Below are 13,296 nucleotides of genomic sequence, written 5' to 3'. Positions count from 1 at the left end.
TCCGGTGGTTTGCGGCCGGACCAGGGATTTTTTTCGGCCCGGGAGACCTGGTGAGTATACCCTGCATACTCACTCGAGTACTCACCTTCGCCTCACCCCGGTAGATAAAAGCTTCATCAGGAAATTGTGGGGACGCTGCCGGAGACAGGTTCCCCCCTTGTCAAAGGGGGGGGAGGGGGGGAAAGGCAAGAGGAGGCCGGCAAAAATGCCCGGCCTCCTCTTTTGAGTTACACAATCTACATCATGCTGCCGCCGGTGCCTGACCCGGAGGTCCCGCTTCCGCTCATACCGGTCCCGGAAGTCCCGGTTCCGCTCATGCCGGTCCCCGAGGTCCCTGAGGTCCCTGAGGTCCCTGTGGTCCCTGTGGTCCCTGTGGTCCCTGTGGTCCCTGAGGTCCCTGAGGTCCCTGTGGTCCCTGTGGTCCCTGTGCTGCCGGTGCTGCCGCTACCCATCATGCCGCTGCCGCTCGTGGTGCCGCTGGTAGTCCCGGTGGAGGTCCCGCTGCCGGTCGTGCCGCTCCCCATCATGCTGCCGCCGCCGGTGGTGCCGCCGGTGCTGCCGCCGGAGATTCCGCTGCCGCCCATCATGCCGCTGCCGCTACCCATCATGCCGCTGCCGCTGCGGAAGGAGGCCGACATGTTACGGAAGGGCATCCCGGCCGGAATGGTCATGGTGGTGGAGGTCATGGAGCTCATCAGCGTGGACATGTTCCCCTGGGAGCCCGCCATCTTGATGGAGGAGATGTTGGAGAAGACCGCCCCCATCATGCCGCGGTAACGGTTGACGTCGACGGTGCTGCCGCCGGCTCCCATCACCTGGGGCGCCTGGCTCCCCATCAGGGTGGCCATGTTCTGGGCCGCCGTGTGCAGGGCGGTGTTCTGGCCGTCGATGTAGTTGGCCAGCATGTTGGACCCGGCCGGCATGTTCATCTTGGCCGCGAGGGCGTCCATCGCCTGCTGCATGGTGGCGTACTTGCCGGTCTCCATCATTTCGCGGATCACCGACGACATCGGGCTCACGAAGTTGCCGTTGACGCTGCCGCTCACCCCGGCGCCGGGGAGGCTCATGACGTAGGTGCTGGTGACCGTCTGGTTGGTATCGAGGTCGACGGTCTGCCCCTGGATGGCCATGGCCACGATCGGGTACTTGCCGACGTCGGCCGGATCGACGGTCAGGGAGTAGTGCCCGGTCGAATCGGTGGTGGCCGACGGTTCACCGGGATCGAGCTGGTAGTTGTTGTTCTTGTCCATGAAGACGACGGCGTTGGCGAGGTAGCCGTCGGCGACCTGCCCGGAAACGGCGGTGCCGGAGGTGGTGGCTGTCTTCGAGCTGCCGCCACACCCTGCCATGAGACCGGCGACGACCAACAGCGATGCGGAAATGACTCTCTTTTTCATGCGGTGCTTCCCCTTTTGTGTTGCGTTAGAAATCGTGAAATATGCTGAGCCCTCCACCGTAGTCCGGGCTGTTGGTGGTGAATCCTTTGGCTCCGTAGAGCTCGATCCCCGTCTCCGGGGTCAAGAGGTACTTTAGTTTCAGCCGGGCCTCGAGCAGGTCGCTCGCCCCCTCGGCCGGCGAGGTGGCCCCCTTGACGATGATCATGGGGAGGAAACGGTCCCCCACCGCGTAACCGGTGCCCGCGCTGTAGCTCAAGTAGTCCTTGAGCCGGACCCGGTCCGATCTTCCTTGGTGGAGGTAGCCGACCTCGGCGAAGGAGTAGGTCCTCCCGATCCGCTTGGAGAGTTCCACCGCCCCCCCCTCGTCGAAGTTTCCGGTCCCCAGTGTCTGGTGCTGGGCGGTGGGGAACTTCACCTGGAGGTAGGGGCGGATCCTCGGCATGAGCTCCCCCTCGGGGACCAGCACGTATCCCCCCTTCAGGAGGACGTCACCCAATCCGTACACGTCACTCGAGCTGGCGGCCGTCTGGGCGGTCCCTCCCGAGCCCATCATCCCCGAGCCTGACATGGCCGCGGCATGGCCGGAAGCCCCCATCATCCCCCCGCCGGTGATGACGCTTGCGGTCACCGAGGAGTTACTCTGGTAGAGAAAGGGTACCTCCAGGGAAAACCCGAGCCGCTCGGTGGGAGCCACCGCCACGGTAAGCGGCGCGTACACCGACTCGGTCCTGGTGGAGGTCCCGTACTTTCCCGACGAGAACTCGAATCCCATCCCTACCGTCACCGCGGGGGTCTCGGCGCGGGCGCAGAGGGGGGCGAGGATCAGGGCCACGGGAAGGACCCGGGCGAGGAGGTGGATCATATTATATTACCTAACGTCATGCATACTCTCTGCGGGTTGGCCCCGCTCAGTGCCTCATCATGGAGCCGCCGCCCCGAAACAGCATCCCGCCACCCTGGAAGAGGGCTCCCCCGGCGGGGCGGTTCCCTCCGGTGGAAAGGCTGTGTTGCGCCCAGTTCGGGGCTCCGCTTTCGCTGCGCAGCTCAAGCTGCGATCCGCTGCTCCGGTTGACCAGGCGCTGGGTCAAGAGGTAGCTCCTGCCGTCCTGCCCCTGGGCGCGGGCTCCCTTGGCCGTTACCAGGTCGTTCGCCTTAAGCGGTATCCCCTTCCGCTCCCAGTAGGAGGCGGGGCCGAGGCTCAGTCTCACCACTTCGCCACCCTGCTGGACGTCGACCAGGTACTGGTCGGGCTCCTCCAGGCGAGGAGGGGAGGTGACCCGGCCGGAAACGGTAGCCACCGTGTTGACGTCGTACCCCCGCTGGAAGTCCAGCCCGCTCGCCCCCCTGCTGCCGGAGCCGAAGTCGAAGAACCCGGCCAGCGAGGAGGTGGCCGCCAGCAGGTTGAGGCTAATGGCCAGCACGATGGCGGAAAACCGCGGGAGGGTTCGGAGTTGCCGGTTTTCTTTCTGGTACCTGACCATCGGGGCCAACCTTTCTTCGTGGTGACGTCGTGCCTATCCTTCTTCACGCTGCGTGCCAACTTGCTAACTGACCGTTTCGACAGTAAAATCGTCGTGGTCTCCGCCGGCCCCCATCAAAAAAGGCGTGCAAAAAGTTGCACGCCTTCACTTCGCCATTGCACCACCCGGCCTCTAATCTTCGTCGAGCAGGCCGAACTCCTTGAGCTTGTACTGGAGGGTGCGCCGGGAGATCCCCAGCTCGTCGGCGGTCAGGCGGCGGTTTCCACCGTTACGCCCGAGCGCCTTCACGATCATTTCCCGCTCGGCAGCCTTCAGCTGGTCGCGGCTGTCGGGAAGCTCTCCTCCCGCCGGGTGCTTGAGCTCCTCGGGGAGAGCGGCCACCCCGACCCGGTCCCGGGAGAGGATGACCGCCCGCTCCAGCACGTTTTGCAGTTCCCGGACGTTCCCGGGCCAGTGGTAGCGCTTTAAGGCGGCCAGCGCCTCGGTGTCCACCCCCGCCACCTTTTTGCCGAGCTGCCCCGCGAAGCGGTGGAGGAAATGCTCGATCAAAAGCGGCAGGCCGTCCACCCGCTCCCGCAAGGGGGGGAGGTGGATCGGGAAGACGTTCAGGCGGTAGTAGAGATCCTCGCGGAAGCGGTGCGCGTCCACCTCCAGCCGGAGGTTACGGTTGGTCGCGGCGATCACCCTGACGTCCGCCTTGATCTCCCGCGACCCGCCGACCCGCTCGAAGACCCGCTCCTGGAGTACGCGGAGGAGCTTGGCCTGGAGAGAGACGGGCATCTCCCCTATCTCGTCCAGGAAGATGGTCCCCCCCTTGGCCAGCTCGAATTTCCCCTGCCTCGCCTGGATGGCGCCGGTGAAGGCACCCTTCTCGTGGCCGAAGAGCTCGCTTTCGAGGAGGTTTTCCGGGATGGCGGCGCAGTTGAGCGCCACGAAGGGCCCCTTGCCGTGGGGGCTTGCCAGGTGGACGCTCCTCGCCACCACCTCCTTGCCGGTCCCGCTCTCCCCGATCAAAAGGACGTTGGCCAGCGTCCCCGCCACGTCGTGGACCAGCCGGCGCACCGGTTTCATCGCCTCGCCGGCGAAGAGGAGCCCCTCCGGCGGAAGCCCTGCCGCTTCCGATTCCTTGAGGGAGAGGTAGTCGCGGGCCCGCGCCTGGGACTCGATGGTGCGGTTGACCAGGGCCAGCAGGGTATCCGGGTCGTCGAGCGGCTTGGTCAGGAAGTCGACCGCTCCCTCCTTGATGGCGCTCACCGCCTCCTCCACCTTCCCGAAGGCGGTCAGGAAGATGAAAGGGGGGGCGCCTAGCTGCTGCCGGCTCTCCCGGAAAAGCTCCAGCCCGCTCTTGCCGGGGAGCTTCAGGTCCGAAACGACCAGGTCGAAGTCCCCCTGCCGCAAGAGCCTGGACCCCTTGGTGCCGTCCTCGGCGGTCTCGACCCGGTAGCCGTCGTCCTCGAGGATCACCTGGAGAAAACTCCTGAAGGTGGCGTCGTCCTCGATCAGCAGAATGGTTCCCTTGATGGCTTCTTCCCTCACGCTCACTCCTTTGCCCGCGGTAGGCGCAACTTGGCCACCGTCCCCGCTCCGGGCCTGCTCACCAGCTCGATGGCCCCTCCGTGCTCCTCCGCTACCTTCCGGCAGAGGGCGAGCCCGAGGCCGGTTCCCCTCGCCTTGGTGGTGAAGAACGGTTCGAAGACCCGCTCGAGGTCGGCGGCGGCGATGCCAGCTCCGGTGTCGGTGGTGGTGATCAGTACCATCTTCCCCTCCCGCTCGGCGGCGATCCGCAGGCGGCCGCCGTCCGGCATGGCCTGCAAGGCGTTCTTGCCGAGGTTGAGGAGCAGCTGTTCCAGCCGGTCCCGGTTCCCGGTCACCGTTCCCCCCGCCCCGCAGTCGGCGGTGACCTCCACGGCAAGCTCGGCGGCTTCGGCGGCCAGCAGCGAGCCGGTGTGGGTGATGAGCTCGCAGACGTCGACCGCCGCCTGCGGAGAGGCGGCGGGGGAGGCGTACGCGAGGAGCTCTTCCACCAGGCTCTCCAGCCGTCTTGCCTCGGTGACGATGCTGCCCGCGAACCTCTCGTTGCGCTCGTCGGTGGGCCTCTTCAAGATGACCTGGGCGAACCCCTTGATCCCCGAGAGGGGATTGCGTATCTCGTGGGCGAGCATGGCCCCCATCTCCCCCAGCCGCGCCAGCGACTCCCGGCGGGCCATCTCCTGCTGGTGCAGCTCTTCCCGGCGTGCATAGCGGTACAGCGCGAAAACGAGCACCCACCCCGCCACCACCAGCGAGATGAGGATGGTGGCGTTGAGGTTGGCCCGGCGAAGAGCCGCGTCGGCCCGGTAGGTGTGGAGGGCGAGGCAGAGAAAAAGGGGCTCCCCCGGGAGACGAAATGGCGTCACGTACTCGAAGGCCCGCTCCCCGGTCCCGAGCCTCACCCGGGTCTGGAAGGCGGTTTCGTTCCGCAGCTGGGCAAGGAGGGGCCGGTCCCGGACCGGCGTCCCGATCAGGTCGGGATTGGAATGAAAGCGGTAGATCCCCTTGCCGTCGATGAGGGCGAAGTAGGCCAGGTCCGCCGGATGGAAGGAGGCGAGCTTCGCGAGCGACGGGTCGGTGGCCGCCAGGTTCTCGATGGCGGCGGCCATGGAGAGGGCGAGCCCCTGGAGCTGCTCCTCGGCGGCAGGTCCCGCCTGGCTGTAGTCGTAGAGCGCGAACCAGAGCAGGAAGAGGGTGAAGCACGCGCCGATGGAGAGGATTGCTTTACGTATCATGTACCCTTGGGTGGGCCGCTCCCGGCCGGCGTCTGTCCTGCCGCTGTCAATTCCGGAGAAGCCGCTGTCTCTTGGCCCATGCTCTAACTGTACCAAAAGTGGCGGAAAGCTCCCCCTTTCACTGCCGGCGCGGGTCCGGCTGGGAGGGGAGGGGGCGTGGCCGCGAGCCGGTTGGTGAATATCCCACATGCCACTGTGGAATTTTCCTCTCCGGCCGCCAACCGGTCTCCCCGTGACCCCCACCTGGCTGCCACTCCCGGCACCCCGGCCCTCCCCGGGGGGGCAAAGATTATCCTTGATCTTGTCTCTCTTTTATTGCAAGATCGCGCAGCAATAGTACCGTCCTCTAATGTGATGTCTTCACTGTGATGCTCTTATGGCCATCTCTTTTTTCAGGAAATACGTCTCACTTTTGATGGTCATGGTGACGCTCACCGTCTCCCTCTCCACCTTTTGCCGCGGCGCCTGCGCCTCCGAGCTCTCGATCGGGGCCTCCTCCCCAGGCGCAACCGTCATCGTCGCCGCCCTCACTACCCTTCCCGATACTCCCCTCGATCACGACCACCATGGCGAAGGGGATCACTGCGACTGCTGCTGCCACTGCCCCTGCCACGCCCCCTTCACCGTCCCCTCTCTGCACCTGGTGCCGGTCCCGGTGGCCACCTCCCTCGTTTTCCACGAACCGTTCCAAGCCATTCCCGAAGTCTATCTCTCCAAGTTCATTCCACCCGACATCCTCGCCTAGCGTACCCCTCACCACCTGAAGCCCACGCTTACCTCGCACCGGGCTTCTCCGTTGACTTAAGCCGCGTTTTCCCGGTCCCCCTTGCCCTAAGGGCTGGCGGTCCGATCCGTCCCTGGCGCCCTCTGTCCGTCTGCTCCCGTCTCAAAGGAGTAATAGGCCCGGGGAAGAGCGCGGCAACCTGTACGCAAGAGGAGGATTTCTTTGGCGCGCGTTTTCTTATTCAAGGGAGCCGTCGGCTTTCTTTTCATCGCCACCCTGGCCTGTGCAAGTACGAGCCGGGCGGAAACCATCGACGTTCGCCGGGCGGTCGCCCTGGCGCTTGCCCATAACGGCGAACTGAAGGCCCAGCGCGAGGAGCGCGGGGTCCGCGAGGCGGGAGAGACCAGGGCCTCGCTCTACCCCAATCCGGTCCTGGAAACCGGGCTCGATAACGGCTGGCTCACCGGGAGCCCCGACGAGAGCACCTTCACCATCGCGCTTTCCCAGGAGTTTCCCACCATGGGGAAGCGCGAGAAAAGGCGGGCGGTGGCCCGCCGGGAGCTCGAGACCTTCGACCGCCGGCTGGACGACTCCGGGCGGCTTTTGGGGGAGGAGGTCAAGGTCACCTTTTACGACCTCGTGCTCGCCAGGAGAAGGGTGGAGCTCGCCTCCCGCTCGCTCTCCCTGGCCCGCCAGCTCTTGGCGGTCGCCAAGGAGCGGCTGGACGCCGGGGATATCCCGGAGCTCGATCTGAACCTCGCCCGGGTGGAAGTGGCGAGGAGCGAGGAGCGAAAGAACGAGGCGGAGCGGGAGCTGGTCCCCGCGGCCAACCGGCTTCGCCAGCAGACGGGCCTTGAGCCTGCCGGTCAGCTGGAGCCCGACGACGACCTGGAGAGGACCCTTCCCCTCCCGGATCCGCTCCGGCTGAAGGAGCTCGCCCTGGAAAGGCGCCCCGACCTGAAGGCGCTTGCCTCGGAGAAGGGGAGGGGGGAGGCCGAGATCGAGCTCGCCCAGGCCGGGCGGGTCCCGGACCTCACGGCCGGCATCGGCTACCAGCGCCAGAACAGCTCCTTCGAGATCGGCGGCGTCACCGGCAAGCAGCACGACAACCTGGTGACCCTCAAGCTCTCGGTCCCCCTCCCCCTCTTCGACCGCAACCAGGGGGCGCTCCGCGAGGCGCAGGCCCGCACCGGGAGCGCGGAGGCCCGCTACCGCTACCTCAAAAGCGGGATCGAGCGGGAAGTGGAAACGGCCTACGCACGCCTGGCCGCCGCCGGCAAGTCGGTGGCCCTGTACCGAAACGGCATCCTTCCCCAGCTCGAGGAGAACCTGAAGCTCGTCCAGGAGGCCTACCGGCTCGGCGAGGCCGGCATCCTGGCGGTGATCGAGGAACAGAGGAAATTTTACGAAGTCCACGACGGCTACCTCGCCGCCCTCTACGGGCAACGGATCGCCTTAGCGAGGCTCGAGGCGGCGGTGGGCGAGGAACTGGAGCAGGAAACCACGGGAGGTGGGAAGTGAAACATAAAAATATAGTATGCGCCGCAGTGCTGGCCCTCGTGCTGGTAGCGGCTTTCGGATACCGCTTCACCCACCCCGCGAGCGGGGCCCACGCCGAAACGGAAGAGGCCGGACACGGGGCGGGTGGCAAGGAAGAAAAGGGTGAGAAGAAGGATGCTTCCGGCCCGGCCACCGTGAAGATGGAGCGCGAGGACCAGCTGCGAAACGGGGTGGCGGTCGCCGCCGCCGGGAAAGAACGGCTGGCGGCGGTGATCTCCGCCACCGGCAAGGTCGAGGTCAACGCCGACCGGGTCGCCCACGTCTCCCCCCGCATTACCGGCAAGATCGTCTCGGTCCATGCCTCGCTGGGAGACGGCGTGGGGAGCGGCCAGGTGCTGGCGAGGCTCGACAGCGTCGAGCTGGGAGAGGCCCTTTCCCGCTACCGGCAGTCCCAGACGAGGCTCGAGCTCGCCCGCAACAACATGCAGCGGGTCAAGACCCTGGTGGAGAAGAAGATCGCCGCCCGCAAGGAGATCCTCCAGGCGGAGACCGACTACCGGATGGCGGAGACCGAGCTCCACACCGACCGGGAGCGGCTGCTCCTCTTCGGCGTCTCCCTGGACGACCTCGACCGGGCGGGGAAGGGGCGCGTTCTGCTTCCGGTCCGCTCCCCCATCGGCGGGGTGGTGACCGAGAAGCACGCCATCGTGGGGGAGCTTTCCGACCCCGCCAAGAGTCTCTACACCATTGCCGACCTCTCGTCGGTCTGGGTGCTGGTGGACATCCACGAAAAAGATCTGGCCAAGGTGCGCCGGGGACAAGCCGCAACCGTCATGGTCGGCGCCTTTCCCGATCAGAAGTTCCGCGGCCGGATAACCTACCTTGCCGACCTGGTTGACGAGGCCACCCGCACCGTCAAGGCCAGGGTCGAGGTGGCCAATCCGGGTCGCAAGCTGAAACCCGAGATGTTCGCCACCGTGGAGCTCGCGGTTGCCGCGGGCGCGCCGCCGGTTCTGGCCGTGCCGGAAGAGGCCGTACAGGAGCTGGACGGCAAGAAGCTGGTCTTTGTCGCCGGGACGCAGACCGAGTTCAAGCCGAGGGCCGTAGAGCTCGGGCGCGCTTCGGGCGGCATGGTGGAAGTGGTTTCCGGTCTCAGAGAAGGTGAACGCTTCGCCGTCAAGGGGGCGTTCATACTGAAATCGGAACTGAAAAAAGGTGAGCTCGAAGGCCACTGAGGAGATAACCAGGCATGCTAGAAAAAGTCATTGCATATACCCTGAAAAAGAAGGGGATGGTCATCTTTCTTGCGCTGGCGATCGTCGTCTTCGGTTTCTATTCCTACCTGAAATTGCCCATCGACGCCTTCCCTGATGTAACGAACGTCCAGGTGGAGGTGGTCAGTCATGCCGACGGCCTGTCGGCGGTCGAAATCGAACGCAACGTAACCTACCCGATCGAGATGTCCATGCGCGGCCTGCCGGATATCGAGCAGCTCCGCTCGGTGACCAAATTCGGCCTCTCCATCGTCACCATCGTTTTCAAGGACAACGTGGATATCTACTTCGCCCGGCAACTGGTCTTCGAACGGCTGGCTGAGGCGCGGGAGAAGGTGCCCAAAGGAGTCCAGGTCGCCATGGGCCCCATCGGCACCGCCATGGGAGAGATCTACCAGTACACCCTGGAAGGGAAAGTACCCCGGGATCCGGAACAGAAACGGGCCTACCTCACCAACCTGCGCACCATGCAGGAATGGGTCATCACACCCCAGCTAAAGAGCGTCACCGGGGTCAACGAAATCAACTCCTTCGGTGGCTACTTCAAGCAGTACCAGGTGCTGGTGGCGCCGGAGAAACTGGTGAAATACGGCGTCACGGTGGATGACGTCTACAACGCGATCGGCAGCAATAACAGCAACGTCGGCGGCAACGTCCTCGAACGGGGCACGGACCAGTACATCGTGCGCGGCGTCGGCCTGATCCAGAGCATCAGCGATATCGAGAACATAGTCCTGAAATCCACGGGAGGCACCCCCACCTATCTGCGTGACGTGGCCCAGGTCAGGGTCGGCGAGGCGGTCCGCATGGGCGCCGCGATCAAGAACGGTTCAGACGAGGCGGTCGGCGGCATCGTCATGATGCTGCGGGGCGAGAACAGCCGCGACGTGGTGGCCCGGGTGGAGGCCAAGGTCAGGGAGATCAACGAAAGCAACATGCTCCCGGATGGGATAAAGCTGGTTCCCTACTACGACCGCAGCGATATCGTCAAGGCCAGCGTCGGCACGGTCAACAAGGCGCTGATCGAGGGATCCATCCTGGTACTGATCGTCCTCTACCTCCTGCTGAACAGCATTCGGGGGAGTATCGTCGTGCTGCTGGCGCTGCCGCTGTCGCTTCTCGCCACCTTCATCGTCATGAAAGTGACCGGCATCACTGCCAACCTGATGTCCCTGGGAGGGCTGGCGATCTCCATCGGCATGATCATCGACACCACCATCATTCAGGTGGAAAACGTGCAGCGCCACCTGAGCGAGGAAGGGCATCTGCACCCGAAGCTCACCACCGTGCTGAAGGCGGTCATGGAGGTGCGCAAGCCGAGCATCTTCGGCGAGCTGATCATCGCCCTGACCTTCATCCCCATCCTGACCCTGGAGGGGATCGAGGGGAAGATGTTCGGCCCGCTGGCGGTCACCGTGGCCATCGCCCTCCTTTCCTCCCTGCTCCTCTCCATCTTCATCATCCCGGTGCTCTGCAGCCTGTTCCTCAAACCGGAGGCGGAAAAAGAGAGCAGGATCATGGCCTATGCCAAGAAGCAATATCTGCCCATGCTGGAGTATGCCCTGAACAAGAAAAAAGTGGTCCTCGGCATTGCCGGCGGACTGCTGGTCTTTTCGTTGTTCCTGGTGACCAGGCTCGGGTCGGAGTTTATCCCCATCATGGACGAGGGGGCCTTCGACATGGATGTCGCCATGCTCCCCGGCGTCTCCTTGGCCAAGGCACTGGAAGTGAACCAGCAGGCTGCCGCCAGGCTGAAGAAGTTCGACGAGCTGGATGTGGTACTCGGTCGCATCGGCCAGACCGGTGTTGCCCTCGATACCCGTGGCGTGGACAAGACCGGTTATGTGGGGGTGTTCAAGCCCAAGAGCGCATGGAAACGGGATATCACCAAGGAAGCCCTCACCAACGAGATGCGCGAGGCGCTGGAAACCATCCCGGGGATCAGCTTCGGCTTCAGCCAGCCGATCCAGTGCCGGATCGACGAGCTCGTGGCCGGCACCCGCGCCCAGCTCATCGTGAAGCTCTTCGGCGAAGACCTGGACGTACTGCGCGACAAGTCGGCGGAGATCGCCAAGGTCCTTTCCACCGTCCGGGGCGGGACCGATTTGAATACGGAAAAGGTCTCCGGCCAGCCGTACCTGACCGTCACCATCGACCGCTCGAAGATTGCCCGTTACGGCCTCAATATCAGCGACGTGCAGAACGTGATCGAAATAGCCGTGGCGGGCAAGGCGGCCTCCACCTTCTATGAGGTGAACCGCGGTTTCGACATCACCGTCCGGCTGCCGGAGGAAAAGCGAAATTCGCTGGAGACCATCAAGAACCTGCTGATCACCACCAAGTCCGGGATGAACATCCCGCTCGAACAGCTGGCCGAAGTGAAGATGGTAGAGGGGCCGGTGCAGATCAGCCGTCAGGATGGCGTGCGCAGGATCGGCATCGAGATGAACGTCACCGGCCGGGACATGGGCAGTTTCGTAGCCGAGGCGAAACAGAAGATCAAGGATCAAGTCAAATTGCCCGCCGGGTACTACCTGACTTGGGGCGGCCAGTTTGAAAACCAGCAGCGGGCCATGAACAAGCTGATGATCATCGGCCCCGTGTCCATCTGTGTGATCCTCCTGCTGCTCTACGTCACCTTCCGTTCCATCCGCTTGGCGCTGCTCGTCATATCCAACCTCCCCTTTGCCCTGATTGGCGGCATTTTCTCACTGTTTCTCTCAGGGCAGTATCTTTCGGTCCCGGCCTCGGTCGGCTTCATCGTCCTCTTCGGGGTAGCGGTGCTGAACGGGCTGGTAATGGTGTCGCGCATATCACAGCTAAGAGACGAGGGGATGGAGCTGGGGGAGGCGATCAGGAAAGGGGCCCTCGATCGTCTGCGGCCGGTCTTGATGACCGCCTCCATCGCCATCTTCAGTCTCATGCCGATGCTGCTGGCACAAGGCACCGGTTCCGAGATCCAGAAGCCCTTGGCCACCGTCGTTGTAGGAGGATTGATCACCTCCACCCTGCTGACCCTGCTGATCATCCCGGCCGTGTACGGCTGGTTCGAGAAGCAAAAGGTAGATGAAGAGATGTAATCCCCTCCCCCCTTAGGTGAGAGGGTGTCGAAGCCTAATTTATATATACCGTCGCCCCTTCAGGGGAGAGGGTGGCCGCAGGCCGGGTGAGGGAGGTTTGAAGCTTGGCCGCAAGCCGGGTGAGGGTTGTCTCTTCCCCAAATTAGTAAAGGAGGAACATATGAAAAGCATTCTGATAGTGCTGATAATGGCGATGGCAGTAGCAACCGCCGGCTGCGCCGCCAGAAAAGCGGTGAGCCGGACCGGCCCCGGCAATGGCGGCGCAGTCATCCAGGAGGTAACGCCCGGAGGTAAGGTCCCCCGGGGATACGCGGACCTGGAGATCACCCTTTCCCTGAAGACCCACCGGCCCGGCCTCTATTCCGGCGAGGACCGCCACGGCACCGGCGACTATCAACTGCAAGTCGACCTGGACGGGGAGCCCATCCGGCTGTCGGGGAGCCTGTGGGAGGAGAAGGTGGAAGCTCATGCCCTGCGTGACCCGGAGGGGGGCGAAGGGGTCCGGTACTACTTCACCAAGACGGTCCGCCTCAAGGCGGGCGATCACCAGGTGGTCCTTGCCCTCCCTGCCGATGACCTCTCGGTGGACCGCGAGATCACCCTGGCCGAGCAGACCAGCAACCGGCTGACCCTCGAGCCGGTGTACCGTGGGGGAGTGGGGGCGGGTCGCTCCGCTCCCCATGGCAGCGCCAGCTTCAAAGAAGGGATGCGCGGATTCTGGATCAGCCTCAACGGTGCCCCGATCTAGCAGCTACCCCCCTCCATCCGGGAGAGGGGGGCCCGCAGGGCGGGTGAGGGGGGGGGGCGCCCCCCCCGCCCCCTCCCCGAATTGCTCCTTTCGACTGGCGTTTGAAGGCCTTCACCTGGCGTTTGACATCAGTCAGCTGGCGCATGAAGACACTGCACGAGACTTGCTGCCAAAAACGGTAATGATTACCGAGTTCTCTGCAAGCCTTCAGACGCCAGCTGCAAGCCTTCAGACGCCAGCTGCAAGCCTTCAGACGCCAGCTGCAAGCCTTCAGACGCCAGCTGCAAGCCTTCAGACGCCAGCTGCAAGCCTTCAGACGCCAGCTGC

At 64.4% G+C, this 13,296-nt stretch carries 10 protein-coding genes; 5 read left to right on the top strand and 5 right to left on the bottom strand.

The genetic code is table 11. The annotated features are described in order from the left end of the window. Nucleotides 1-236: 236 nt before the first annotated feature. The 5 genes from ACYVL5_RS16965 to ACYVL5_RS16945 all read right to left on the bottom strand — a co-directional run bounded on the left by ACYVL5_RS16965 (nt 237) and on the right by ACYVL5_RS16945 (nt 5,643). On the bottom strand, nt 237-1,397 hold the full coding sequence (locus tag ACYVL5_RS16965; RefSeq protein ID WP_460596760.1) for a hypothetical protein: 1,161 nt from the start codon (nt 1,395-1,397) through the stop codon (nt 237-239). 25 nt (nt 1,398-1,422) lie between these two features. Then, the gene (locus ACYVL5_RS16960) at nt 1,423-2,259 is read right to left on the bottom strand and encodes a transporter family protein (RefSeq protein ID WP_460596759.1); all 837 of its coding nucleotides are present in this window, start codon (nt 2,257-2,259) and stop codon (nt 1,423-1,425) included. Nucleotides 2,260-2,305: 46 nt separating this feature from the next. Then, entirely contained in the window at nt 2,306-2,878 is a 573-nt protein-coding gene (locus ACYVL5_RS16955; RefSeq protein ID WP_460596758.1) for a DNA-binding protein, read from the bottom strand. Nucleotides 2,879-3,049: 171 nt separating this feature from the next. Next, nucleotides 3,050-4,399 (bottom strand): sigma-54-dependent transcriptional regulator, encoded by a 1,350-nt coding sequence (locus tag ACYVL5_RS16950; protein WP_460596803.1) that lies wholly within the window; start codon nt 4,397-4,399, stop codon nt 3,050-3,052. A gap of 17 nt (nt 4,400-4,416) precedes the next feature. Further along, on the bottom strand, nt 4,417-5,643 hold the full coding sequence (locus ACYVL5_RS16945; RefSeq protein WP_460596757.1) for a two-component system sensor histidine kinase NtrB: 1,227 nt from the start codon (nt 5,641-5,643) through the stop codon (nt 4,417-4,419). Nucleotides 5,644-6,019: 376 nt separating this feature from the next. Between ACYVL5_RS16945 and ACYVL5_RS16940 the strand changes: the two genes are divergently transcribed. The 5 genes from ACYVL5_RS16940 to ACYVL5_RS16920 all read left to right on the top strand — a co-directional run bounded on the left by ACYVL5_RS16940 (nt 6,020) and on the right by ACYVL5_RS16920 (nt 12,969). Beyond that, nucleotides 6,020-6,388 carry a hypothetical protein gene (locus tag ACYVL5_RS16940; protein ID WP_460596756.1) on the top strand — a complete coding sequence of 123 codons (369 nt, stop codon included), beginning with the start codon at nt 6,020-6,022 and terminating at the stop codon, nt 6,386-6,388. Nucleotides 6,389-6,589: 201 nt separating this feature from the next. After that, on the top strand, nt 6,590-7,888 hold the full coding sequence (locus ACYVL5_RS16935) for a TolC family protein (RefSeq protein ID WP_460596755.1): 1,299 nt from the start codon (nt 6,590-6,592) through the stop codon (nt 7,886-7,888). Continuing rightward, the gene (locus tag ACYVL5_RS16930; protein ID WP_460596754.1) at nt 7,885-9,102 is read left to right on the top strand and encodes an efflux RND transporter periplasmic adaptor subunit; all 1,218 of its coding nucleotides are present in this window, start codon (nt 7,885-7,887) and stop codon (nt 9,100-9,102) included. The genes ACYVL5_RS16935 and ACYVL5_RS16930 overlap by 4 nt, the downstream gene beginning before the upstream one ends. Before the next feature lie 14 nt (nt 9,103-9,116). Further along, nucleotides 9,117-12,221, top strand: coding sequence for an efflux RND transporter permease subunit (locus tag ACYVL5_RS16925; protein WP_460596753.1), 3,105 nt, complete (start codon nt 9,117-9,119; stop codon nt 12,219-12,221). Nucleotides 12,222-12,381: 160 nt separating this feature from the next. Then, the gene (locus tag ACYVL5_RS16920; RefSeq protein WP_460596752.1) at nt 12,382-12,969 is read left to right on the top strand and encodes a hypothetical protein; all 588 of its coding nucleotides are present in this window, start codon (nt 12,382-12,384) and stop codon (nt 12,967-12,969) included. Nucleotides 12,970-13,296 lie beyond the last annotated feature (327 nt).

This window comes from Geomonas sp. Red276 (genome assembly GCF_054784495.1).
This window is presented reverse-complemented; position numbering and strand designations above follow the sequence as displayed.